We start from the raw sequence: 23,210 nt of genomic DNA, 5'->3' as shown, positions 1-23,210 counted from the left end.
CATGCCCCCGGAGGCCTCGCCCCGGCCCCAGACAGAATCCGAGTACGGTGATGCATAACGACGATTACGACCTGCGCTTCGGCGGCATCCGCCGCCTCTATGGCCGCCGCGCCAGCGACGCCTTCCGCCGCGCCCATGTGGTGGTGGTGGGCGTGGGTGGCGTGGGCAGTTGGACGGTGGAGGCCCTGGCCCGGGCCGGCATCGGCAAGCTGACCCTGATCGACCTGGACGACGTCTGCGTCTCCAACGTCAATCGCCAGCTCCACGCCCTGGACGGCACCATCGGCCGCCCCAAGGTCGAGGTGCTGGCCGAGCGCTGCCGGGCCATCGCCCCGCAAATGACGGTGGTGGCCGACAGCGCCTTCGTCACGCCGTCGAACCTCGCCGAGCGCCTGCCCGCCGATGCCGATCATGTGGTGGACGCCATCGACAGCGTGATCGCCAAGGCGGCGCTGATCGGTTGGTGCCGGCGGCGCAAGCTGCCGATCACCGTGACCGGTGCCGCCGGCGGTCAGACCGACCCCACCCGCATCCGGGTGGCGGACCTGGCGCGCACCCAGCACGACCCCCTGCTCGCCAAGGTGCGCTCGCGGCTGCGCCGGGACTACGGCTTCTCGCGCAATCCCAAGCGACGCTTCGACGTGGAGTGCGTCTACTCCGAAGAGCAACTGGTCTATCCCGGCGGCGATGGCGAGGTGTGCCTGCAGAAGCCCGGCGCCGGCAATGCCACCCGCCTCGACTGCGCCGAGGGCTTCGGTGCCGCCACCTTCGTCACCGGTAGCTTCGGCTTCGCCGCCGCCGCCCGGGTGATGGCGCGACTCGCCCGCCGCGCCCAGCGCGAGGCGGAGCAGCCCCCCACCCGCGAACCCCAGGAAGCGACCCATGAACAGTGATGATATTCCGGTCCCCGGTATCTACCGCCACTACAAGGGGCCTCTTTATGAAGTAATGGGCCTGGCCCGGCATAGCGAGACCGAGGAGCCTCTGGCGGTCTATCGCGCGCTCTACGGGGAGTACGGCCTCTGGGTCCGACCGCTGGCGATGTTTACCGAAAGTGTGGTGAAAGACGGCAAGAAACAACCGCGCTTTGCATTGGAAAAGGCCTTTCGCCACGGCTAATCCCTGCCTCTGACCCGCGCGACCTACCGCACTCTCTATCCGATGGGGAGTACGGCCTCTGGGTCCGGCCGCTGGCGATGTTTACCGAGAACGTGGTGGTCGACGGCAAGGCGCAGCCGCACTTTGCGCTGGAGAAGGCCTTTCGCCACGGCTAACGGGATCGAGGCACCGCCCGATCCATCGCACTCTCTATATGACGGCGGCAAAGGCTCCGCAGCAAAACGCCCGGTGCCAACGGCACCGGGCGTCGCGATCGCACACGGGACAATCAGTCGGCGGCGTGCATCTGCTTCTGCAGGTAGTTCTCGAGCCCCACCTTGTCGATCAGGCCCAGCTCGGTCTCCAGGTGATCGATATGCTCCTCTTCCTCGTCGAGGATATGCCGGAAGAGGTCGCGGCTCACATAGTCCTTGACCTTCTCGCAGTGGGTGATGGCTTCGATCAGGTCCTTGCGGGCCTTGTGCTCCAGCTTGAGGTCGCACTCGAGCATCTCGCGGGTGTTCTCGCCGACCAGCAGCTTGCCATAGTCCTGCAGGTTGGGCAGCCCCTCCAGGAAGAGGATACGCTCGATCAGGGTATCGGCGTGCTTCATCTCCTCGATGGACTCCTCGTATTCCCACTTGGCCAGGGCCTTGAGCCCCCAGTCCTTGTACATCTTGGCATGCAGGTAGTACTGGTTGATGGCCACCAGCTCATTGCCGAGCACGGTATTGAGGTAGCCGATGACCTTGGCGTCGCCTTTCATGGGAATCTCCTCGATTTTTCTGGGTGCCAGGCACGACGCAACGCACCTTCGGCAGGGGACACCGAAAGTATGCGACAGAAATCAAGAATTTTCCAACAATAACAGGAAGTTACGATGCCTTCTCAGGCGCGGGAAATTGCCGATGGCGAGAGAAAATAGGAATGCGTTAGGTTCGTGAATGTCACTCAGACCGCGTAGGCGAGGTCCTGGGCGGCCATCGCCATCTCCTCGGAGATCGCCTCGCGCATGATGCCCTTGCCGGTGCCGGCGCACTTGCCGCACTGGGTGGCACAACCGGTGCGCTCACGCACTTCACGCCAGCTGCGTGCGCCCTCTTCCACGGCGTCGCGGATGGCTCGGTCATTCACCCCTTTGCACAGGCAGACATACATGCTGGTGTCCTCGCGATTCATTACGAGAACAAATGTAAACGATTCGCAGAGACTATGACAACCCCCTTGCGAATCATTAGCAGTTACTTCTTTGGTAGTACCACCACCCGGGTGCCCGAGGCGATATCCGACCAGCTGCGCTTCTCGGCATCGAAGAGGATCCACCAGTAGCCGAGCCCCAGGGCGGCCCAGGAGGCCAGGCCGGCCAGGAAGCGCAGCAACGCCTGGGTCAGGGTGATGCTGATTCCCTCCGGGGTCTGGATGCGCAGCCGCCAGGCCTGCATGCCCAGGGTCATGCCGCCACGCATCCAGGAGAAGGCGAAGAAGGCAAAGCTGGCCACGAACAGCAGGCTGTGGAAGAACGGCGTCTCGTTGGCCTCGCCGCCGTTGAGGGCCACGGCGACAAACCCCAGCACCACCCAGAGGGCGATCACCACCAGGGTATCGTAGAGCATGGCGCCCAGGCGGCGCCCCAGCCCCGCGGGCCAGGTGCGATCCAGGTCGGGGAAACGTCGTCGTTGCATGCGATCCTCGCTCAATGCGTTCGATAAAGCGCCCGGCGCCGGGTCAGCCCGAGCGGCGCAGCAGATAGAGCCCCAGGCCGGCGCACAGCAGGGTCGGCCCCAGCACCGCCCAGGCCGGCGAGAAGCCGAACAGCATGGACGCCGGCGCCAGCAGGTCCTGCAGGTACTTGAAGCCGAGGCCGGTGATCACTCCGTAGAAGACCCGGGTGCCGGCGGCCACGCTGCGCAGCGGCCCAAACACGAAGGAAGCCGCCACCAGCACCAGGGAGGCCAGGGTCAGCGGCAGCAACAGCTTCTGCCAGAAATAGAGCAGCGGCCGGGTGGCCTGGAGCCCCTGGGCCTGCTGGAAGCGGGCATAGGCCCACAGCTCGCTGGGCGCCTGACTCTCCACGTCCCGCAGCAGGCGATGCAGCTGCTCGGGGGTAAAACGGGTCTCCCAGGCCAGGGCATCGTGGTGGGCCACCCGGGTGCGTTCGTCCTCGAAACGGGTCACCGCCGCCTCTTCCAGGCGCCAGGCCTCGCCGTCCCAGACCGCCCGGGCCGCCTGGGTGGCGCTGCGCAGGGTCTCTCCCTCGAAGGCGTAGCGGGTCAGGTCGATCACGGTATCGTCGGCGCGGATGGCCCCGAAGCGGTAGAAGGTATCACCCTCCCGCTGCCAGCCGCCGCTCTGTGAGAGCAAGGCCCCCTCCCCCTGCATCTTCTCCAGCCGCCAGGCGGTGGCGAACTGTTCGCTGCGCGGGCTGACGAATTCGGCGATGCTCAGCAGCAGCAACACGATCAGCAGCACGGGTTTCATCACCCCCCAGAGGATCCGGGTCAGGGAGCGTCCCGCCGCCCGCATCACGGTCAGCTCGTTGCTGGAGGCCATGCCCCCCAGGCCGATCAGGGCGCCGATCAGCACCGCCACCGGCGCATACTGGTAGAGTCGCCAGGGCAGGCGCATCAGCAGATAGAGCAGCACCTGGAAGGTGCCATAGTCGCCCTGGACATCGCCCAGGTCATTGATATAGGTGATCACCAGGTCCAGGCCCAGCAGCACCACCTGGACCACGACGATGGCGGCCACCACGTTGCGGGCGATATAGCGGTCGAGACGATCGGCCAGCATCAACGCATCCCCCGTCGCTGGGCCTGCCACAGCAGGCCGAGGCCGATCAGCAGGTAGCCCAGGTGAATCGGCCACATGCCGATGACCACCGGCCAGGCGCCCCGGGCGATGCCGTCCTGGGCCGCCAGCAGCAGACTCAGGTAGCTGATATGCAGGAAGATCGCCGGGAGCAGCTTGGCGAAGCGCCCCTGGCGGGGGTTGACCCGGGACAGCGGCATGGCCATCAGCACCAGCACGAAGACCATCGGCGGCAGCGACAGCCGCCACTGCAGTTGGGCACGGGCCTCGGGATCGGCGTCGTCGAGCAGCGCCGCCGTGGTAGCATACTCGGGGCTCTCCAGCTCATGGCGCTCGACGCCGGTGGCCAGGCGTACCGCATAGGTCGCGAAGCCCAGGGCTTCCGCCTCGTGGCGGCCCGGCTCGATGCTGTAGCGGCGACCGTCCGCCAGTACCAGGAAACGGCTGCCGGTCTCCGGGTCCACGGTCTGGTAGCCACTCTCGGCGCGGGTCACCACGCTCTCCGGGGTACCGTCCCCACGTCGTTGGCGTTCGCTGATAAAGACCCCGCGCATCTCCTGACCATCCTCGCTGAAGGTCTCGGCATAGGCGGTACGGCCACCGCCGAAGGCCTGGAAGCGCCCCGGCGCCAGGGAGGTGAAGTCGAGGCGACTGCGCTGCTCGTCCAGGCTGATGGCGGTCTGCAGGGCCCCCGCCGGGGTCAGCCACAGGCTGCACAAGCCCACCAGCACCGCCACCAGGGTCGCCGGCACCAGGCTCACCTGGAGCAGCCGCACGGGGCTGATGCCACAGGCCACCAGAACGGTGATCTCGCTGTTGAGGTAGAGCTGCCCATAGGCCAGCAGCACGCCCAGGAAGAAGGCCAGGGGCAGGATCAGCTCCAGGAAGCCGGGCAAGTGGAGCAGCATCAGGTTGCCGAGGATGGCGACCGGGATCTCGCCCTCCGCCGCATCGGTGAAGTAGCGGATAAAACGACTGCCCATGATCACCAACAGCAGGACCCCGGCCACGGCGGCCATGGTCTGCAGGATCTCGCGGGTCAGGTAACGAAATAGGATCAAGAGGGTCTCCGCATCGATTGCCGTGGCGTCCTTGTCACCCCATGCATTGCGGCCACGCATTGCGTACACTGGGGGTTCGGCCGCGGCGGCCTGCCGTGCCGGCATTATCCAGAATCCCCCTTCGCTTGTCTTGTGGAGACGCCATGGAATTCCCTGTTCAGACGGCCAATCCGGCCAAGGCCGAGACGGCCTGTCTCGTGGTTCCGGTGATCAAGGACGCCGACCTGCTGCCCGCCGCCGCCAAGCTCGACGATGCCAGCGAGCGGTTGATCGGCCAGCTGATCGAGCGCGGCGACTTCTCGGCCGACCTGGGCAAGGTGCTGCTGGTTCCCTTCGCGCCCGGCCTGAATGCCGAGCGCCTGCTGCTGGTGGGCCTGGGCGAGGCCGCCAAATGCAACGAGGCCGCCCTGCGCAAGGCCCTGGATGCCGCCTTCGCCCAGCTCGCCGCCCTGCCGGTGGACGACGCCGCCGTGGCCTTCACCGACGTACCGGTGGCCGATCGCGACAGCCACTGGAAGGCCCGCATGACCGCCGAGGCGGCCCTGCGCGCCGGCTACCGCTTCAGTGACTTCAAGTCCAAGCCGGCCCCGGCACCGCGCCTCGAGCGCGTCACCCTGCTGGTCAGCGAGGCCGATGACGCCGCGGCCGCCACCGAAGGCGCACGCATCGGCGCCGCCATCGGCGAGGGCATCAATTTGACCCGCCAGCTGGGCAACCTGCCGGGCAATATCTGCACCCCCAGCTACCTGGCCGAGCAGGCCGAGCAACTGGCCGCCGCCTCCGGCGGCGCCCTGACCACCGAGATCCTCGACGAGGCCGCCCTGGAAACCCTGGGCGCCCATAGCCTGCTCTCGGTGGGCCGCGGCAGCGAGCAGCCCTCGCGGCTGATCGTCATGAAATACCAGGGCGCCGAGGACCCGGAGGAAGCCCCCCATGTGCTGGTGGGCAAGGGCATCACCTTCGACACCGGCGGCATCTCGCTGAAGCCCGGCGAGGCCATGGACGAGATGAAGTTCGACATGTGTGGCGCCGCCAGCGTGTTCGGCACCGCCCAGGCGATCCTCGCCATCAAGCCCCGACTCAACCTGGTGTTCGTGGTCGCCGCTGCCGAGAACATGCCCGATGGTCGCGCCACCAAGCCCGGCGATATCATCAAGACCCTCAAGGGGCTCAGCGTGGAGGTGCTCAACACCGACGCCGAGGGACGCCTGGTGCTGTGTGATGCCCTCACCTACGCCGAGCGCTTCCAACCCGCCAGCGTGGTGGATATCGCCACCCTGACCGGGGCCGCCATCATCGCCCTGGGCCACCATGCCACGGGGCTGCTCTCCAACGACGACGACCTGGCCCTGGACCTGCTGGATGCCGGCGAGACCGCCTGGGACCGCGCCTGGCACCTGCCGCTGTGGGACGAGTACCAGGAGCAGCTCGACTCCAACTTCGCCGACCTGGCCAATATCGGCGGCCGCCCCGCGGGCACCATCACCGCCGCCTGCTTCCTGTCGCGCTTCGCCGATCAGTTCCCCTGGGCGCACCTGGATATCGCCGGCACCGCCTGGACCTCCGGCAAGCAGAAGGGCGCCAGTGGCCGGCCGGTGGGCCTGCTGACCCAGTACCTGCTGGACCGCGAGGTCGAGGGCCAGATCGAGGACGGCGAGGACGCCGCCTAGGTTCGGGGTTGCCAATCTCGCCGGCAACCTTTACATCTGTGACACTCGGCGGGCCTCGGCCCGCCGCCCCGTATCGCTCGAGAGACGCCGGCGCCTGATGCCGCCGGCAATTAGCGGAGACCCTTTTGCCGTGTCCACTGCAAGTTTTGCCCTGCTGCCCTCCACGACGCCCGCCGCCGACGCCGTGCGTGACAATATCCTCGCCGCCCCCGGCTTCGGCCAGTACTTCACCGACCATATGGCCCATGTGCGCTGGACCCTCGATGCCGGCTGGCACGGCCACGAGGTGCGCCCCTACGGTCCGCTGACCCTGGATCCCGCCGCGGCGGTGCTGCACTACGCCCAGGAGATCTTCGAAGGCATCAAGGCCTACCGCCACGCCGATGGCTCGGTGTGGACCTTCCGCCCCGAGAAGAATGCCGAGCGCTTCCGCCGCAGCGCCCGCCGCCTGGCCCTGCCGGAGCTCTCCGACGAAGACTTTATCGGCTCGATCAAGGCGCTGCTGGCCCAGGATCACGCCTGGGTGCCGACGCCCAAGAACGCGGCCGACGAGTGCAGCCTCTACCTGCGCCCCTTTATGATCGCCAGCGAGACCTTCCTCGGCGTGCGCCCAGCCCGGGAGGTGGACTACTACGTGATCGCCTCGCCGGCGGCCGCCTACTTCAAGGGCGGCATCGAACCGGTCTCCATCTGGCTCTCCAGCCACTACAAGCGCGCCGCCCCCGGCGGCACCGGCTTCGCCAAGTGCGGCGGCAACTACGCCGCCTCCCTGGCCGCCCAGAAGGAGGCCAGCGACCACGGCTGCGGCCAGGTGGCCTTCCTCGACGCCGTCGAGAACAAGTGGCTCGAGGAACTGGGCGGCATGAACCTCTTCTTCGTCTACAAGGACGGGCGCATCGCCACCCCGCGGCTGACCGACACCATCCTCGAGGGCGTCACCCGCGACTCGGTGCTGACCCTGGCCAAGGACGAGGGCCTGACCCCCGAGGAGCGCCCGATCAGCATCGACGAGTGGCGCGAAGGCGCCGCCTCCGGTGAGATCACCGAGGTCTTCGCCTGCGGCACCGCCGCGGTGATCACCCCGGTGGGCGAACTGGTCACCGAGGAGGGGACGATCCGCCTGACCGCCCAGGGCGACAACGAGGTGGCCAAGCGCCTGCGCACCAAGCTGCTCGACCTGCAGTACGGCCGCAGCGAAGACACCCACGGCTGGCTGACCCGCCTGGTGTAAGCCCCTGCCAATCTCGGTCTCACCGCTGTTTCCTCGAGGGACGCTGGGGCAAGCCGAAGTGCTTGCCCCAGGGTAGCCCCGAGGCCCGGCAGCACTGATGGCCAAATTCGCCATTCCGCCGACCCCCTCAGGGCTCCCATGACCCGAGTCGACTTCTATATCCTCCCCGAGACCACCCTGGACGCCCGCCTCGACTTCGCCTGCCGGCTCGCCGAGACCATCGCCGGCAAGGGCTATCGGCTGCATCTGCACTGCGAAGACGCGGCCATGGGCCAGGCCCTGGACGAGCGTCTCTGGACCTTCCGCGACGACGCCTACCTGCCCCATGCCCTGCTGGGCAGCGCCGAGGCCGAGACGGTGCCGGTGACCCTGGGCTGGGAGACGCCGCCGGACCCGGCCCGGGAGGTCCAGGCGCTGCTCAACCTGCATCCCGAGATCCCCGAGTGGTTCTCCCGCTTCGAGCGGGTCGCCGAGATCATCAACCAGCACCAGCGGGTGCTGACCACCAAGCGCGCCTGCTGGCAGACCTACAAGAAGCGCGGCTACCCGGTCACCGCCCACGACCTAAGCAAGCGCCCAGGCAATCGCTAAGGCAATTGCTGAGGGGCGCCTCAGATGATCGCTAAGGGGCGCTGGGGACAGGTAAGAGCGGGGGTCCTATGCCAGGGACGGCATCGGTAGCGCCCAGGGAGGGGTTCACAGCGCCCCGCGAAGGCCTGTCCCCAGGATAGCCCCGGGCCTCGACGGATGGTGATAGTGAAAGACGCTCGAGCTGACGTCCCCCCCGGCGACAGGCTATAATCGTGCCCATTTTTCCCGTCCCCGGTGGCGCTCAAGCGACCTCCCGGGCGGTATCACCCTGATTGCTCCGGAAGGCCCCATGGACAAGACCTATCAACCCGAACAGATCGAAGCCCGCTGGTACCAGCGCTGGGAAGCCGACAACCGCTTTGCCCCCTCCGGCGAAGGCGCCCCCTACTCGATCATGATTCCGCCGCCCAATGTCACCGGCAGCCTGCACATGGGTCACGCCTTCCAGGACACCATCATGGACACCCTGACGCGCTGGCGGCGCATGCAGGGTCACAACACCCTGTGGCAGGTGGGCACCGACCACGCCGGCATCGCCACCCAGATGCTGGTGGAGCGCAAGGTCGCCGCGGAAGAGGGCAAGAGCCGCCACGACCTGGGCCGCGACGCCTTTATCGACAAGGTGTGGGAGTGGAAGGCCGAGTCCGGCGGCCATATCACCCGCCAGCTGCGCCGCATGGGCGCCAGCGTCGACTGGTCCCGCGAGCGCTTCACCATGGACGACGGCTTCTACCAGGCGGTCCAGGAAGTCTTCGTGCGCCTCTACGACGAGGGGCTGGTCTACCGCGGCAAGCGCCTGGTCAACTGGGACCCGACCCTGCACACCGCCATCTCCGACCTCGAGGTGGAGAACCGCGACCAGCAGGGCCAGTTCTGGCACTTCCGCTACCCGCTGGCCGATGGCGTCACCACCGACGCGGGCAAGGACCACCTGGTCGTGGCCACCACCCGCCCCGAGACCCTGCTCGGCGATACCGGGGTGGCGGTCAACCCGGAGGACCCGCGCTACGCCTCGCTGATCGGCAAGGAGATCATCCTGCCGCTGGTGGGCCGGCGCATCCCCATCGTCGCCGACGAGCACGCCGATATGGACAAGGGCTCCGGCTGCGTGAAGATCACCCCGGCCCACGACTTCAACGACTACGAGGTGGGGCGCCGCCAGGGGCTGCCGCTGATCAACGTCTTCACCCAGGACGCCGCCATCCTGGCCCGGGCCGAGGCCTTCGATATCCAGGGCCGGCCGCTGCCCGAGATCGACCCCAGCCTGCCCGAGGCCTACGCCGGCCTGGACCGCTTCGAGGCGCGGCAGCGGATCGTCGCCGATATGGAGGCCGCAGGGCTCCTCGAGCAGATCGAGACGGTCAACAACACCCTGCCCTACGGCGACCGCTCCGGCGACGTCATCGAGCCGCTGCTCACGGATCAGTGGTTCGTCGCCGTGGAGAGCCTCGCCAAGCCCGCCATCGAGGCGGTGGAAAACGGCGATATCGAGTTCGTGCCCAAGAACTACGAGAACATGTACTTCGCCTGGATGCGCGACCTCCAGGACTGGTGCATCTCTCGCCAGCTGTGGTGGGGCCACCGTATCCCCGCCTGGTACGACAGCGAGGGCAATGTCTACGTGGCCCGCACCGCCGAGGAAGCCCGGGCGAAGCATAAGCTTCCCGCGGACCTCGAGCTGACCCAGGACGAGGACGTCCTCGATACCTGGTTCAGCTCGGGCCTGTGGACCTTCGGCACCCTGGGCTGGCCGGAACAGACCCCGGAACTGGCGACCTTCCACCCCTCCAGCGTGCTGGTCACCGGCTTCGATATCATCTTCTTCTGGGTCGCGCGGATGATCATGCTGACCCTGAAGTTCACCGGCGAGGTGCCCTTCAAGCAGGTCTATGTGCATGGCCTGGTACGCGACGGCCAGGGCCAGAAGATGTCCAAGTCCAAGGGCAATGTCCTCGACCCCATCGACCTGATCGACGGCATCACCCTCGACGAGCTGCTCGACAAGCGCACCGGCAATATGATGCAGCCGCAGAAGGCCAAGGCGATCGCCAAGGCCACCCGCGCCGAGTTCCCGGAGGGCATCGAGCCCCACGGCACCGACGCCCTGCGCTACACCTTCCTCTCCCAGGCCACCACCGGACGCGATATCAAGTTCGATATGGGTCGCCTGGATGGCTACCGCAACTTCTGCAACAAGCTGTGGAACGCCTCCCGCTATGTGCTGATGAATACCGAGGGCGAGGATACCGGCCTGACGGGTGAACCGGTCGAGCTCTCCCTGGCGGATCGCTGGATCGTCTCGCGGCTGCAACAGACCGAGGCCCAGGTGACCAAGGCCATGGAGGAGTTCCGCTTCGACCACGCCTCCCAGGCCCTCTACGACTTCGTCTGGAACGAGTACTGCGACTGGTACCTGGAGCTCTCCAAACCGGTGCTGTGGGACGAGGCGGCCTCCGCACAGGCCAAGCGCGGCACCCGCCGCACCCTGGTGCGGGTGCTGGAGGCGATCCTGCGCCTGGCTCACCCGATGATGCCCTATATCTCCGAGGAGATCTGGCAGCGGGTCGCGCCGCTGGCCGGCACCCTCCGGGACGAGGGCGACTCGATCATGGCCCAGCCCTGGCCGCTGCCGGAGGAGGCCAGGATCGACGAGGCCGCCACCCGGGATATCGAGTGGCTCAAGGGGGTGATCGTGGCGGTGCGCAATATCCGCGCCGAGATGAATATCGCCCCGGGCAAGCCCCTCGACGTGCTGCTGACCAAGGGTGGCGAGGCCGACCGGGCGCGCCTGGAGGCCAACCGCCGCTTCCTCGCCAAGCTCGCCAAGCTGGAGAGCATTACCTGGCTGGACGACCCCGCCCAGGCCCCGCTCTCCGCCACCCAACTGGTGGGCGAGATGGAAGTGCTGGTGCCCATGGCCGACCTGATCGACAAGGAAGCCGAGCTGACTCGTCTCGACAAGGAGATCGACAAGCAGGAGAAGCTGATCGGCGGCATCGAGAAGAAGCTCGGCAACGAGAGCTTCGTGGCCAAGGCCCCGGAGGCGGTGGTGGAGAAGGAGCGCGGCAAGCTAAGCGATTTCCAGGCCGCCCGGCGCCTGCTGGCCGAGCAGCGCGACAAGATCGCCGCGCTCTAGGCATGCAGGCCATGTCAGCCTCGAAGCAACAGCGCGGCAAGCTCATGCTCTCCAGTTGGCCAGGCCGCCCGGCGCCTGCCGGCCGAGCGGCGCGACAAGATCGCCGCGCTCTGAACCCGAGCCATGTCGACGCCTAAGCGAGACGGCGGCTTTCGGGCCGCCTTCCCCGGCGAACCGCGCCGGGGTGACTCGCCGTCCCCCCGGGAGGGCCTCAGCCCCCAGGCGGTGGACATCCTCTTTCCGATCTTCGAGCAGGCCAGCGCCGGGGCCATCTCGGTGGATGTGGACAGCCGCATCACCTGGATCAACGACAGCTACTGTCGCCTGCTGGAGATCCACGATCCCCAGGCGGTGATCGGCCGCCCGGTGGCCCGGATCATTCCCCATACCCGCATGCCGGAGGTGATGCGCCTGCCGGTGCATGACGAGGCCAGCGGCCGGGTGATCGGCGCCGTGGCTTTATCCTCTACGACGACCTCCAGCCGCTGCCCCCCATGGTCAGCAAGTACCGGCGCCTGCAGCGCGACCTGGCCGCCGCCAAGCGCGCCCTGGCTCGGTGTGGGGCGAGGCGGCATGGATGGCCTGGGCCAGGACCTCCTTCCTGACCCCGCCGGTGGGCTTCGCGCTCTTCTATATCAAGGGCGTCTGCCCGCCGGAGATCACCACCCGGCATATCTACCTGGGGGTCGCCCCCTTCGTGGCCATCCAGTTGCTGGGCTTGCTGCTAGTGTTCTTGTATGCGCCCCTGGCCACCTGGCTGCCCAGCGAAATCTATGGCGGCCAATGATTCGGAGACTTCATGATGCGACTCGATAACAAGACCGCCCTGATCACCGGCGCCGCCGGCGGCATCGGCCGTGCCGTGGCCGAACGCTACGCCGCCGCGGGGGCCCGGGTGGCCATCGCCGACCTCGACGCCGAGGCCGCCGAGGCCGCCGCCGAGGCCATCCGCCGGGCCGGCGGCGAGGCCCTGGCGCTGGCCATGGACGTCACCGACGAGGCCGCCGTGGAGGCGGGGGTGGCCCGCCTGGTGGCCCACTGGGGACGCCTGGATATCGCCCTGGCCAATGCCGGCATCCAGCATATCCAGCCCCTGCATGAGCTCAGCCTGGCGGACTGGCGCAGGGTACTGGCGGTGCACCTGGACGGCGCCTTCCTGGTCACCCGGGCGGCCCTGCGCCGGATGTACGCCCAGGGCGGCGGCTGCCTGCTCTATATGGGCTCGGTGCACAGCAAGCTGGCCTCGCCCCTCAAGGCCCCCTATGTGACCGCCAAGCACGGCCTGCTGGGCCTGTGCCGTACCGTTGCCAAGGAGGGGGCGGCCCATGGGGTGCGCAGCAACCTGATCTGCCCCGGCTTCGTGCGCACCCCCCTGGTGGACAAGCAGATTCCCGAGCAGGCCCGGGAGCTGGGCATCTCCGAGGAGGCGGTGATCCGCGACATCATGCTCAAGGACACCGTGGATCAGGAATTCACCACCCTGGAGGATATCGCCGAGGTGGCCCTGCATCTCGCCGCCTTCCCCTCGGCGGCCCTCACCGGTCAGTCGGTAGTGGCCAGCCACGGCTGGTATATGCAGTAGCGCTGAATGGCCTGCGTTATCGTGTCGCGGCGAGGCTCACCGGCCAATCTCGCGGGGGTGGCCAGTCACGGCTGGTATATGCAGTAACGGCGTTATCGTGTAGCGGCGAGGCTCACCGGGCAATCTCGCGGGGGTAGCCAGCCACGGCTGGTATATGCAGTAGCGCTGAATGGCCTGCGTTATCGTGTCGCGGCGAGGCTCACCGAGCAATCTCGCGGGGGTGGCCAGTCACGGCTGGTATATGCAGTAGGCCGGCGAGCCACGATGCCGAGAGCGGCCGATGGGAAACACTGTTCCCTTATCAGGGGATCGCCTAGAATGGGGCCAACGCTTACCTGGTGATAATGACGCCATGCTCTCGAAACACCCCGACTTCGCGCCGGCCCGGCTGCTCTTCTATAACCTGCTGGGCATCGCCCTGATCCTCGGTTGGTGGTCGCCCAACCTGCTGATCTGGGAGGCCATGGACGACGCCATCTTCTTCACCACCAATGCCTGGCTGCATGAGGGCAATATGGCCTGGGTGCACCTGGTGGCGCTCTCCAACAACCGCGCCTTCGATGGCATCAGCCTGCTGGCGCTGGCCGCGGTCTTCCTGTGGGCCATGCGTCGCGATCCCCGGGCGGAGCACCGATGGCTGCGCTGGGGCGGCATCGGCCTGACCCTGCTGCTCACCGCCGGCATCATCAATCGCATCGAGGCCTATGTCGTCACCTATAGTCATGCCAGCCCCACCCTGGTCTACGACAATGCCAATCGGGTCACCGAGCTGGTGGACTACGCCACCAAGGCGGTCTCCGCGAGCAGCTTCCCCGGCGACCACGGCCTGATGCTGATGATCTTCGCCGCCTTTATGTGGCGCTTCGCCGGCCGTCGGGTCGGCCTGGTGGGCGCCGCCCTGGTGGTGCTGTTCAGCGCCCCGCGTATCCTCGGCGGCGCCCACTGGTTCAGCGATATCTACTTCGGGGCCCTGGCCATCGCCCTGATCCTGCTGCCCTGGGTCCTGTGCACGCCCCTGGCACCGCGCACCGCGGCGGCCATTACCCGCGGCCTGATCGCCCTCCAGGGACGACTGCGACCGGCCCGCTAGGACACCGCCACGCCCCACCAAAAAGGCCAGGCCCCGATAAGGAGCCTGGCCTTTCTTATGCCGGGGCGCAGGAATCAGCGGCGCTGGAAGCCCCCCAGCACCCGGCTATCGCGGCCGAAGAACACCAGCCGATCGTGATCGATCAGGTAGCGGTGGGCGGCCTGCATCATCTCGGCGACCCGGACCGCCTGGGGGGCACCGGCACAGTCGCGACCCGCGCCGAGTCCCTCGATGGCGATGCGATTGCCATCGTCCAGGGCCAGATTGCCGTCGAGGCGACGACAGCCGTCGCTGCCACTCAGGCGCAGCCCGCTACGCCCGGACTCCGCCTCGAACCAGGCCGGCTCGGCGCCCTGCCAGCGCTCGTCGCTGCCCAGCAGGATCAGTTGCCAGCGCGGGCCGATCACCGGGGAGTCACTGCTCACCGTCGGCGTCGCGGCCTCCCGCTCGGGGGCCGGCGGCGTGCTGCCACAGCCCACCAGGAGACTCATCGCCAGGGCACCGATCCACCGGAGCTTTACCATCGTCCTTCCTCTTGCCGATCCGAAAGTTGCTGATCCGAAAGGCCTAAGGGTGCCCTATCCACCACGCCTTGGCCAGTGCCCCGAGGCCAGGGTGATCTGGGGAGTGGGGGTTTATCGGTATTCTCTTTACCAACGGACTAGGGAACAATGGAGCGGCTATGCTAAACGGGTCCGGGGCAGTGCCCCACCCCAATCAAGGAGCCTTCTTATGCTGCGAGCCCTTCATAACGATGCCCTGGGCAAACTGATCCTGCGCCTCTCGGTGGGCATCCTGATGCTGCTGCATGGCATCAGCAAGCTGCTCGACCCGGGTAGCCTCAACTGGATCGGCGACCTGCTGGCCGGTTATGGCCTGCCCAGCTTCCTGGCCTATGGCGTGCTGATCGGCGAGCTGCTCGCCCCGCTGATGGCCATCGTCGGCTGGCAGACCCGGGTGGCGGGCCTGCTGATGGCCGGCAATATGCTGGTCGCCATCGCCCTGGTGCATACTCACGAGCTCTTTATGCTCAACCAGAGCGGCGGCTGGCAACTGGAGCTGCAGGGCCTCTTCCTGTTCGGCGCCGTGGCACTGATTTTCCTGGGCAGTGGGCGAATGGCCGTCCGCCCGGATTAACACGCGGCCGAGGAAAACGCCGCCCGGGCTTCCCCGGGCGGCGTCTCGCCGAACCGGCGGCCCCTACCAGGTGCCGTGGTTCTCCATCTCGTTCCAGGGCGCCTTGGGCGCCAGCGGCTCGCCGGCCTGGAGCAGTTCCACGGAGATGCCGTCGGGACTCTTCACGAAGGCCATATGGCCATCCCGGGGTGGGCGATTGATGGTCACGCCCCCGGCCTGCAGCCTCTCGCACAGGGCATAGATATCATTGACCCGGTAGGCCAGGTGGCCGAAGTTGCGCCCGCCCTGGTAGGTTTCCGGATCCCAGTTGTGGGTCAGCTCCAGCATCGGCGTGCGGTTCTCCCGAGCCGCCAGTTCGTCCTCCGGCGCGGCCAGGAACACCAGCGTAAAGCGCCCCTTCTCGCTCTCCTTGCGGCTGATCTCGATCATTCCCAGCAGGTCGCAGTAGAAGTAGAGGGACTCCTCCAGATCGCTGACGCGGACCATGGTGTGTAGGTATTGCATAACGAGGGCTCCTTTACTGCTGAATATAGCGCTGGAAGATCTCCGGGGCACGGTCGTCGGCGTGCCAGCCGTAGACCGCATAGTCGTCGACCCGGCCGGTCTCCATCCCCGGCGAGCCGTGGGGCATGCCGGGGACCGCCAGGCCGGCCAGCTCGGGATCCTCCTCCAGCAGGCGGTGAATATCGGCGGCGGGCACATGGCCCTCGATCACATAGCCCTCCACCACCGCGGTATGACAGGAGGCGAGCCGCGGCGGCACGCCCTGCTCGCTCTTGATCTGGCGCATCTCCCGGGTGTCATGGAGACGCACCTCGAAACCCTCGGCCTCCAGGTGCTCCGCCCAGGCGGTGCAGCAGCCGCAGTCGGGATCCTTCCAGATTTCTACCAGCGGGCCGGCAACGGCCAGGGGGGAAAGCATCAGGCCCAGCCCCAGGGCCGCCAGGCGGCGTAGAATGTCTCTTGCCAACATCGATCGTCTCCCCTTCTCAGGAACCGACGGCAGGATACCCTGCCAGGACAGGAGCCACCATGCCCCACTACTGCGACACGGCCCCCTCCCACCCCGTGCATGCGCCCTACCATGATCATGAGTATGGCTTTCCCATCGCCGACGAGGCCTCGCTCTTCGAGCGACTGGTGTTGGAGATCAATCAGGCGGGGCTTTCCTGGCTCACCGTGCTGAACAAGCGCGCGGCTTTCCATAGCGCCTTCGAGGGTTTCGAGGTCGACCGGGTCGCCACCTATGGCGAGGACGAACGCGCCCGGCTGCTGGCCGACGCCGGGATTATTCGCAATCGCTTGAAGGTCGACGCCGTGATCCATAACGCCGGGGTCATTCGCGCGCTGCGTGAGTCCCACGGCGGCTTTCACGCCTGGCTGGAGGCGCATCACCCCCTGAGTCATGCGGACTGGGTCAAGCTCTTTCGCCGCACCTTCCGCTTTACCGGTCCGGAGATCGTCGGCGAGTTCCTGATGAGTACCGGCTACCTGTCTGGCGCTCACCGGGACGACTGCCCGGTGCAGTCGCGGATCCTGGCCGCCGGCCCCGCCTGGGCCCGCGGCTAGGAGTCAGGCATGGACTCATTGACTCAGGCGGCCCTGGGGGCGGCGGTGGGTGGCGCGGTGCTGGGGCGGCGCCTGGGCCGCAAGGCGGTGTTGCTCGGGGCCCTGCTGGGGACCCTGCCCGACCTGGACGTGGTGCTGGACTATGGCGACGCCGTGGCCAATGTCACCGAACACCGCGGCGTCAGCCATTCGCTGTTCGTGCTCACCGGCCTCGCCAGCCTGCTGGCCCTGCTGTTCCGGCGCTTCGCCCCGGCCCGGAACATCTCCCTGGGCCGATGGTGGGCCTTCTTCGTGCTCTGCCTGGTCAGCCATCCCCTGCTGGATGCCCTGACCACCTATGGCACCCAGCTATGGTGGCCCCTGGACACCGGGCCCAGCGCCTACCCCATCGTCTTTATCATCGATCCGCTCTATACCCTGGCACTGCTGGGGGGGCTCCTCGCCGCCCTGGTCGGCCCCCGGGTGCGCCGCGCCTGCGCCTGGGGGCTGGCGCTCTCTTGCGCCTATCTGCTCTTCGCTACCGGCGCCAAGCTGACGGTGGAGCGGCACCTGGCTCCGGCACTGGCGGCCCGGGGCCTGGAATCGGCGCCGCGGCTGGTGCAACCGACGCCCTTCAACACCCTGGTATGGCGGGCCACGGTGATCGAGGGCGACGATCACTACGAGGCCCTGGTGGGGCTGTTCGATGGCGCCACGGAGCCGACCCTGGAACGCTACCGCCGTGGCGTCGAGTGGCAGCCCCTGGCCCTGAGTCACCCCCGCGGCGAACGCCTGGCCTGGTTCGCCGGCCCCTTCCTGCGCTACGAGGTCCGTGCCCACCAGGGGCAGGAGACCCTGATCGCCACCGACCTGCGCCTGGGCTTTCCCGGCTTCCATCCCTTCGCCTTTACCCTGGCGACCCGCGAGGGCGGTACCTGGCAGCCGGTGCTGGTGAGCGAGCAACTGGCGAGCCCCTACCAGGCCAATGGCGACCGCCGCCAGGCCCTGAGGCGCCTCGCCTCACGGCTATGGGGCCCCGAACCACCGCTGTGTACCAGCCACTTCGTGACCGCCGAGTGGATCGTCGAGGCACCGAGCCACTGCTAGCCTTTCCCGCCTCGCGCCCCACAAAAAACGGCGCCCCCGACTAGTCGGGGGCGCCGCCATTTCCTGGGAGGTAACGGAGCCCAGCCTTAGATCCTGGCCTTAAAGCTTGGCGACCAATTGCTCGATGGCTGACTTCGCCTCGCCCAGGGCTTCCTGCTGATGGCCCATATTGAGGCCCTCGGCGAAGATGCTGTCCACCTCGGAGATGCCGATCATGCCGAGCATCGCCTTGAGGTGCGGGGTCTGGGTGTCCATGGGGGTGCCGGCATACTGGCCGCCCCGGGCCAGCAACAGCACGGCGCGCTTGCCTTCCACCAGGCCCTGGGGGCCGTTCTCGGTGTAGCGGAAGGTGACCCCGGCACGCATCACCCGGTCGAACCAGGCCTTGAGCTGGGTGGGTACCCCGAAGTTGTACAGGGGCACCGCCAGCACCACCACGTCATGGGCCTTCAGTTCCTCGATCAGCGCATCGGAACGGGCCGCCAGGGCCTGCTGCTCGGCGCTGCGCTCGGCGGCATCCACCTGCCAGCTGCCCAGTTCGGCCAGGCCCAGGTGGGGCAGGTCGTCGGCCACCAGGTCACGGCGGGTGATGGCGAGGTCATCGCGGCGAGCCGCCTCGGCGACCAGGTGGTCGGCCAGGGCCTGGGAATTGCCGCCGAGGATGGAGCTGGTGATTACGAGGATCTTGGTGGTCATGGCGATTCTCCTGGTCAAAGGGGCAACGGGTCGTGAGTCGTTGCCGAGCTAATGATCGCCATTCTAGATGTATTTTTTGAGATGATAAGCGCAAAAAAACGCGGCAATCTTTCGATAAAAGCAAAAGATTGCCGCGATAGCACTAGCCGAGAGCGATGGTCTCAGGGTGCGATGCCCTGACCACAGCCCCGATACTGCTGCCCCGCCATCTCCAGGGTGACCCGAGCCGGGAAGGGCTCGCCGCTCATATAATCGAAGCAGGCCCGCGCCTCCAGGGTCAGGGTAAAGGGCGTGTCGGCGCGCCCGCTCGCCAGCACCACCCGGCCGGCGTCGTTGTTTATCTCGGTGACCCGATAGGGCAGGCTCAGCTCGCGCTGCCCATAATCCAGGGTCAGGTCCAGCTCCGGCACGTCATGGGCCAGGCGTACCGCCCAGCCCGGCTCGTTGCCGCGGCCATGGAACATTACCCCGGGACGCTGCTCCCGGGTCAGGGCCCGCCGGGCGATATCGCTGCGGCACTCCAGCCGACCGTTGTCGCTCTCTACCAGGGCGGTATCGCCGCGATTCCAGAAGCTCAGCCCCGCCTGCTCGTAGCGGGCCCCGGAGGCCACCACCGCCGGGGTCAGGCGATAGGCGCCATGGGCCGACCAGAGGCGCAGCTCCTCCTCGCCGAAGGCGGCGACCAGGTCCTGGGCCGGGGTGCAGCGCCAGGCGATAAACTCCTCGGCATCGCCGGGAAAGAGCGCCGACGGCAACAGTGGCGCCGTGGGCCGCACCTGAGTAGCGTCTTCCACCGCCGCCGGTTCGGCCTCGATGCCGGGACGGCCCTCCACCACGGGCCGCTCCGCCGGCGCCACGGCACAGCCGGCCAGGACCAGGAGGCTTCCCAGCCACAGGGGACCACGCAGGATAGGGGGGATGCGGGTCATGCGAACTCCTTGCAACGTCTGAGATTCCGCCACCAGCATATCAGGCGCCGGGGCCCTTGGCCCCGGCGCCTGCTTCGCTCTACCAACGCTGTGACGGCAGTGAGTTACCGTCGGCGCGAGGGAAGACGCATAGCCTTAGCCGTATTTGCGACGCAGCTGCTGCGCCGCCTCCACCATATTGGCCAGGGCCGGCTCCACCTCGGCCCAGGTGCGGGTCTTGAGGCCGCAGTCCGGGTTGATCCACAGCCGCTCGACCGGAATACGCTCGGCGGCTTTCTCCATCAGATGCACCATCCACGCCACCTCGGGCAGGTTCGGCGAGTGGATATCGTAGACTCCGGGCCCGATCTCGTTGGGATAGGCGAAGTCCTGGAAGGCATCCAGCAGCTGCATATCCGAGCGCGAGGTCTCGATGGTGATCACGTCCGCATCCAGGGCGGCGATGGCGTCGATGATGTCATTGAATTCCGAGTAGCACATATGGGTGTGGATCTGGGTAGCGTCGCCGGCCACGGCGGCGCTGAGCCTGAAGCACTCCACCGCCCAGCTCAGGTAACCGGCCCAGGCCCCCTGGCGCAGCGGCAGCCCCTCGCGCAACGCCGGCTCGTCGATCTGGATCGCCGCGATCCCCGCCCGCTCCAGGTCCGCCACCTCGTCGCGCAGCGCCAGGGCGATCTGCCGGCAGGTGGTCTCCCGGGGCTGGTCGTCGCGCACGAAGGACCACTGCAGGAGGGTCACCGGGCCGGTGAGCATGCCCTTCATGGGCTTGTCGGTCAGCGACTGGGCGTATTCGCTCCAGCGCACCGTCATCGGCGCCGGGCGGCTGATATCGCCATAGATCACCGGCGGCTTGACGCAGCGCGAGCCATAGCTCTGCACCCAGCCATGGCGGGTGAAGGCGAAGCCCTCCAGCAGCTCGCCGAAGTACTCCACCATGTCGTTACGCTCGGGCTCGCCATGCACCGGCATATCCAGGCCCAGGGCCTCCTGGCGAGCCACCGCCTGGGCGACCTCCTCACGCATCCGCGCCTCGTAGGTCTCGCGGTCCAGCTCGCCGGCCTTGAAGGCGCGACGGGCGGCGCGAATCTCGGCGGTCTGGGGGAAGGAGCCGATGGTGGTAGTGGGCAGCAGCGGCAGCCCCAGACGACGATGCTGCTCGACGGCGCGCCGGGCATAGGGGCTGGCGCGCTCGGTATCCTCGGCGGTGACCGCCGCCAGGCGCTGGGCCACCGCCGGCTTGTGAATTCGCGGCGAGGCGGCGCGGGCCGCCAGGGCCGCACTGGCGGCCTCGACCCGGGCCCGGTCGTCCGGGGTGGCGCGACCACCCAGCAACCGTGCCAGGGTCACGGTCTCGTCGAGCTTCTGGCGGGCAAAGGCCAACCAGCCCCTGAGCTCGCCGTCCAGCTCGGTCTCGGCTTCGAGGTCCACCGGCACATGCAGCAGCGAGCAGGAAGGAGCGATCCACAACCGCGCGCCCAGGCGTTTCTGAGCGTCGGCGAGCCCCTCGTGCCGCGCCGCCAGGTCGGCACGCCAGATATTGCGACCGTCGATGGCCCCCACCGAGAGCACCTTGTAGGCGGGCAGGTTATCCAGCACCGGGGTCAGCTGCTCGGGGGCACGCACCGCATCGATATGCAGGCCATCCACCGGCAGGCTCACCGCCAGTTGCAGGTTGTCGCCCAGGGCACCGAAGTAGCTGGCCACCAGCAGCTTGGGGGGCACGCTGCCGAGCCGGTTGTAGGCGGCCTCATAGGCCTGGCGCCAGGCCTGGGGCAGGTCCTGCGCCAGCGCCGGCTCGTCGAGTTGCACCCACTCCACGCCCTGCGCCGCCAGGCGCGCCAGCAGCTGGCCATAGACCGTCACCACCTCGTCCAGCAGGCTCAGGCGATCGAAGTCGGCGCCCTTGGTCTTGCCCAGCCACAGCCAGGTCAGCGGGCCGACCAGGGCCACCTTGACCGGGTGGCCGGCGGCCTGGGCCTCGGCCACCTCGTCGAAGAGGCGCCGGCTGGCCAGCCGGAAACGCTGCCCCTCGTGCAATTCCGGCACCAGGTAGTGGTAGTTGGTATCGAAGTACTTGGTCATCTCGCAGGCGGCGGCGGGCGTGCCACTGGGGGCCCGGCCCCGGGCCAGGCGGAAATAGGTATCCAGGGAGACGTCGCCCTCGGCCACTTCGCTATCGGCGCCGAAGCGACTCGGAATGGCCCCCAGCAGCGCCGAGACATTGAGCACCTGGTCGTAGAAGGCGAAATCGCCCACGGTGACCAGGTCGAGGCCGGCGTCCCGCTGGGCCTGCCAGTGGCGGGCACGCAATTCGCGCCCCACGGTCTCGAGGCCCTCGCGGTCCAGCTCGCCCTTCCAGTAAGCCTCGGTGGCCTTCTTCAGCTCCCGGTTGGCGCCGATCCGTGGGTAGCCCAGGGTATGTGCCAGCGTCATGCTTATTCCCTCATGATATTAAAATCAGTGTTTATGGCACGATTTGCCATAAGCGATGGGGAAAGTCTGGCTGGCCATGGGAGGTGAATCAAACTAAATTAACTAATCGTTAAAGTGAAAGAAGCTCATGATCATGTTGGAACTGCGACACCTCCGCACCCTGGTGGCCCTGCGCGACGCCGGTTCCCTGGTGGAAGCCGCCGAACGCGTGCATCTGACCCAGTCGGCCCTCTCTCACCAGATCAAGGACCTGGAGGAGCGCCTGGGCAACCCCCTCTTCCTGCGCAAGACCCGCCCGGTGGAGTTCACCCGCGCCGGCCAGCGCCTGCTGGCGCTGGCCGAGCAGGTGCTACCCCAGGTGCGCATGGCCGAACGCGACCTGGCGCGGCTGGCCGGCAACGAGCAGGGCCGCCTGCATATGGCTATCGAGTGTCATAGCTGCTTCCAGTGGCTGATGCCCACCATCGACTATTTCCGCGATCACTGGCCCGAGGTGGAGGTGGACATTCCCAGCGGCCACAACTTCGACCCGCTGCCGGCCCTGGCCCGGGAGCAGCTCGACCTGGTGATCACCGCCGACCCCCAGCCCCTGCCGGGGGTCTTCTACGAACCGTTGTTCCGCTACCAGGGACTCCTGGCCGTGGCCAAGCAGCACCCTTTCGCCGAGCGCCCCTATATCCTGCCCCAGGACCTGGCCGAGGAGACCCTGATCCTCTACCCGGTGGAGCAGGGGCGCCTGGATGTCTTTACCCAGTTCCTCGACCCCGCCGGGGTCAAGCCCAAGGAGGTGCGTACCGCCGAGCTGACCATCATGATGATGCAACTGGTGGCCAGCGGCCGCGGCGTCTGTGCCTTGCCCAACTGGGCGCTCACCGAATACCTGGAGCGGGATTATGTGCGCGCCGTAGCGCTGGGGGAAAACGGCGTCTGGAGCACCCTGTTCGCGGCGATCCGCGAGGAGAATCGCGACGCGCCCTGGATGGAGGATTTCCTGCGCACCGCCAGGGAGACCTCCTTCGCGGTGCTGGAGGGGATCAAGCCGGCGTAACTATCGTAGACGCCCGACCTGGCCATCGCTCGGCACAGCCGAGCT

Annotated in this window: 24 protein-coding genes and 2 pseudogenes; 15 read left to right on the top strand and 11 right to left on the bottom strand. The window is 67.5% G+C overall.

Annotation, left to right across the window (positions count from 1 at the left end; genetic code table 11):
- Window positions 1-50 precede the first annotated feature (50 nt).
- Genes tcdA through ACQ1W9_RS03210 form a run of 3 tightly spaced genes read left to right on the top strand, consistent with a single transcriptional unit; the run spans window position 51 to window position 1,274 of the window.
- The gene (gene tcdA / locus ACQ1W9_RS03220; RefSeq protein WP_431025297.1) at window positions 51-893 is read left to right on the top strand and encodes a tRNA cyclic N6-threonylcarbamoyladenosine(37) synthase TcdA; all 843 of its coding nucleotides are present in this window, start codon (window positions 51-53) and stop codon (window positions 891-893) included.
- Window positions 883-1,119: a DUF1653 domain-containing protein gene (locus ACQ1W9_RS03215; protein ID WP_431025296.1), complete on the top strand. Its 237-nt coding sequence runs from the start codon at window positions 883-885 to the stop codon at window positions 1,117-1,119. Before tcdA ends, ACQ1W9_RS03215 begins: the two co-directional genes overlap by 11 nt.
- Window positions 1,023-1,274 carry a DUF1653 domain-containing protein gene (locus ACQ1W9_RS03210; protein WP_431026400.1) on the top strand — a complete coding sequence of 84 codons (252 nt, stop codon included), beginning with the start codon at window positions 1,023-1,025 and terminating at the stop codon, window positions 1,272-1,274. Before ACQ1W9_RS03215 ends, ACQ1W9_RS03210 begins: the two co-directional genes overlap by 97 nt.
- A gap of 113 nt (window positions 1,275-1,387) precedes the next feature.
- Here ACQ1W9_RS03210 and bfr read toward each other — a convergent pair whose 3' ends face one another.
- The 5 genes from bfr to lptF form a co-directional block, all read right to left on the bottom strand.
- Entirely contained in the window at window positions 1,388-1,864 is a 477-nt protein-coding gene (gene bfr, locus ACQ1W9_RS03205; RefSeq protein WP_431025295.1) for a bacterioferritin, read from the bottom strand.
- 185 nt (window positions 1,865-2,049) lie between these two features.
- Window positions 2,050-2,256, bottom strand: a complete 207-nt coding sequence (locus ACQ1W9_RS03200; protein WP_346061429.1) for a (2Fe-2S)-binding protein — start codon at window positions 2,254-2,256, stop codon at window positions 2,050-2,052.
- 83 nt (window positions 2,257-2,339) lie between these two features.
- A complete protein-coding gene (locus tag ACQ1W9_RS03195) occupies window positions 2,340-2,780 on the bottom strand; it encodes an RDD family protein (RefSeq protein WP_431025294.1) in 441 nt (146 codons plus the stop codon).
- A 43-nt stretch (window positions 2,781-2,823) separates the two neighbouring features.
- Window positions 2,824-3,888, bottom strand: a complete 1,065-nt coding sequence (gene lptG / locus ACQ1W9_RS03190) for an LPS export ABC transporter permease LptG (protein ID WP_431025293.1) — start codon at window positions 3,886-3,888, stop codon at window positions 2,824-2,826.
- The gene (gene lptF, locus ACQ1W9_RS03185; protein ID WP_431025292.1) at window positions 3,888-4,967 is read right to left on the bottom strand and encodes an LPS export ABC transporter permease LptF; all 1,080 of its coding nucleotides are present in this window, start codon (window positions 4,965-4,967) and stop codon (window positions 3,888-3,890) included. The genes lptG and lptF overlap by 1 nt, the downstream gene beginning before the upstream one ends.
- A gap of 143 nt (window positions 4,968-5,110) precedes the next feature.
- On the opposite strand from lptF, the gene ACQ1W9_RS03180 reads away from it, so the two are divergent.
- The 8 genes and pseudogenes from ACQ1W9_RS03180 (at window position 5,111) to ACQ1W9_RS03145 (ending at window position 14,267) form a co-directional block, all read left to right on the top strand.
- Window positions 5,111-6,637, top strand: a complete 1,527-nt coding sequence (locus ACQ1W9_RS03180) for a leucyl aminopeptidase (RefSeq protein WP_431025291.1) — start codon at window positions 5,111-5,113, stop codon at window positions 6,635-6,637.
- A 130-nt stretch (window positions 6,638-6,767) separates the two neighbouring features.
- Window positions 6,768-7,868, top strand: coding sequence for a branched-chain amino acid aminotransferase (locus ACQ1W9_RS03175; RefSeq protein WP_431025290.1), 1,101 nt, complete (start codon window positions 6,768-6,770; stop codon window positions 7,866-7,868).
- A 138-nt stretch (window positions 7,869-8,006) separates the two neighbouring features.
- A complete protein-coding gene (locus ACQ1W9_RS03170) occupies window positions 8,007-8,459 on the top strand; it encodes a DNA polymerase III subunit chi (protein WP_431025289.1) in 453 nt (150 codons plus the stop codon).
- A gap of 289 nt (window positions 8,460-8,748) precedes the next feature.
- Entirely contained in the window at window positions 8,749-11,595 is a 2,847-nt protein-coding gene (locus ACQ1W9_RS03165; RefSeq protein ID WP_431025288.1) for a valine--tRNA ligase, read from the top strand.
- 123 nt (window positions 11,596-11,718) lie between these two features.
- Window positions 11,719-11,958, top strand: a pseudogene (locus ACQ1W9_RS03160) (hypothetical protein); the annotation flags it as partial.
- 226 nt (window positions 11,959-12,184) lie between these two features.
- Window positions 12,185-12,382 (top strand): annotated as a pseudogene (locus tag ACQ1W9_RS03155) (TRAP transporter large permease subunit); the annotation flags it as partial.
- A gap of 12 nt (window positions 12,383-12,394) precedes the next feature.
- A complete protein-coding gene (locus tag ACQ1W9_RS03150) occupies window positions 12,395-13,177 on the top strand; it encodes a 3-hydroxybutyrate dehydrogenase (protein WP_431025287.1) in 783 nt (260 codons plus the stop codon).
- Between the two features lie 352 nt (window positions 13,178-13,529).
- Window positions 13,530-14,267, top strand: a complete 738-nt coding sequence (locus ACQ1W9_RS03145) for a phosphatase PAP2 family protein (protein WP_431025286.1) — start codon at window positions 13,530-13,532, stop codon at window positions 14,265-14,267.
- A gap of 74 nt (window positions 14,268-14,341) precedes the next feature.
- Here ACQ1W9_RS03145 and ACQ1W9_RS03140 read toward each other — a convergent pair whose 3' ends face one another.
- Window positions 14,342-14,791, bottom strand: coding sequence for an META domain-containing protein (locus ACQ1W9_RS03140; protein WP_431025285.1), 450 nt, complete (start codon window positions 14,789-14,791; stop codon window positions 14,342-14,344).
- Window positions 14,792-14,999: 208 nt separating this feature from the next.
- On the opposite strand from ACQ1W9_RS03140, the gene ACQ1W9_RS03135 reads away from it, so the two are divergent.
- Window positions 15,000-15,404 carry a DoxX family protein gene (locus tag ACQ1W9_RS03135; RefSeq protein ID WP_431025284.1) on the top strand — a complete coding sequence of 135 codons (405 nt, stop codon included), beginning with the start codon at window positions 15,000-15,002 and terminating at the stop codon, window positions 15,402-15,404.
- A gap of 63 nt (window positions 15,405-15,467) precedes the next feature.
- Here the strand turns inward: ACQ1W9_RS03135 and ACQ1W9_RS03130 are convergent, their stop codons facing one another.
- On the bottom strand, window positions 15,468-15,908 hold the full coding sequence (locus ACQ1W9_RS03130) for a VOC family protein (RefSeq protein WP_431025283.1): 441 nt from the start codon (window positions 15,906-15,908) through the stop codon (window positions 15,468-15,470).
- A 13-nt stretch (window positions 15,909-15,921) separates the two neighbouring features.
- The gene (locus ACQ1W9_RS03125) at window positions 15,922-16,377 is read right to left on the bottom strand and encodes a DUF411 domain-containing protein (RefSeq protein ID WP_431025282.1); all 456 of its coding nucleotides are present in this window, start codon (window positions 16,375-16,377) and stop codon (window positions 15,922-15,924) included.
- A 59-nt stretch (window positions 16,378-16,436) separates the two neighbouring features.
- On the opposite strand from ACQ1W9_RS03125, the gene ACQ1W9_RS03120 reads away from it, so the two are divergent.
- Window positions 16,437-16,973 (top strand): DNA-3-methyladenine glycosylase I, encoded by a 537-nt coding sequence (locus tag ACQ1W9_RS03120; protein ID WP_431025281.1) that lies wholly within the window; start codon window positions 16,437-16,439, stop codon window positions 16,971-16,973.
- A 9-nt stretch (window positions 16,974-16,982) separates the two neighbouring features.
- Window positions 16,983-18,059 carry a metal-dependent hydrolase gene (locus ACQ1W9_RS03115; protein ID WP_431025280.1) on the top strand — a complete coding sequence of 359 codons (1,077 nt, stop codon included), beginning with the start codon at window positions 16,983-16,985 and terminating at the stop codon, window positions 18,057-18,059.
- Between the two features lie 99 nt (window positions 18,060-18,158).
- Here ACQ1W9_RS03115 and ACQ1W9_RS03110 read toward each other — a convergent pair whose 3' ends face one another.
- The 3 genes from ACQ1W9_RS03110 to metE form a co-directional block, all read right to left on the bottom strand.
- Window positions 18,159-18,755: an FMN-dependent NADH-azoreductase gene (locus ACQ1W9_RS03110; RefSeq protein ID WP_431025279.1), complete on the bottom strand. Its 597-nt coding sequence runs from the start codon at window positions 18,753-18,755 to the stop codon at window positions 18,159-18,161.
- Between the two features lie 161 nt (window positions 18,756-18,916).
- A complete protein-coding gene (locus ACQ1W9_RS03105) occupies window positions 18,917-19,684 on the bottom strand; it encodes an MliC family protein (protein ID WP_431025278.1) in 768 nt (255 codons plus the stop codon).
- A gap of 135 nt (window positions 19,685-19,819) precedes the next feature.
- The gene (gene metE / locus ACQ1W9_RS03100; RefSeq protein ID WP_431025277.1) at window positions 19,820-22,117 is read right to left on the bottom strand and encodes a 5-methyltetrahydropteroyltriglutamate--homocysteine S-methyltransferase; all 2,298 of its coding nucleotides are present in this window, start codon (window positions 22,115-22,117) and stop codon (window positions 19,820-19,822) included.
- Between the two features lie 133 nt (window positions 22,118-22,250).
- On the opposite strand from metE, the gene ACQ1W9_RS03095 reads away from it, so the two are divergent.
- Entirely contained in the window at window positions 22,251-23,165 is a 915-nt protein-coding gene (locus tag ACQ1W9_RS03095) for a LysR family transcriptional regulator (RefSeq protein WP_346061406.1), read from the top strand.
- Window positions 23,166-23,210 lie beyond the last annotated feature (45 nt).

Source organism: Halomonas sp. H5 (assembly GCF_050613175.1).
Classification (GTDB): Bacteria; Pseudomonadota; Gammaproteobacteria; order Pseudomonadales; family Halomonadaceae; genus Bisbaumannia; species Bisbaumannia salifodinae.
The sequence above is the reverse complement of the archived record's forward strand: the minus strand, read 5'-3'. Positions and strand labels throughout refer to the sequence as shown.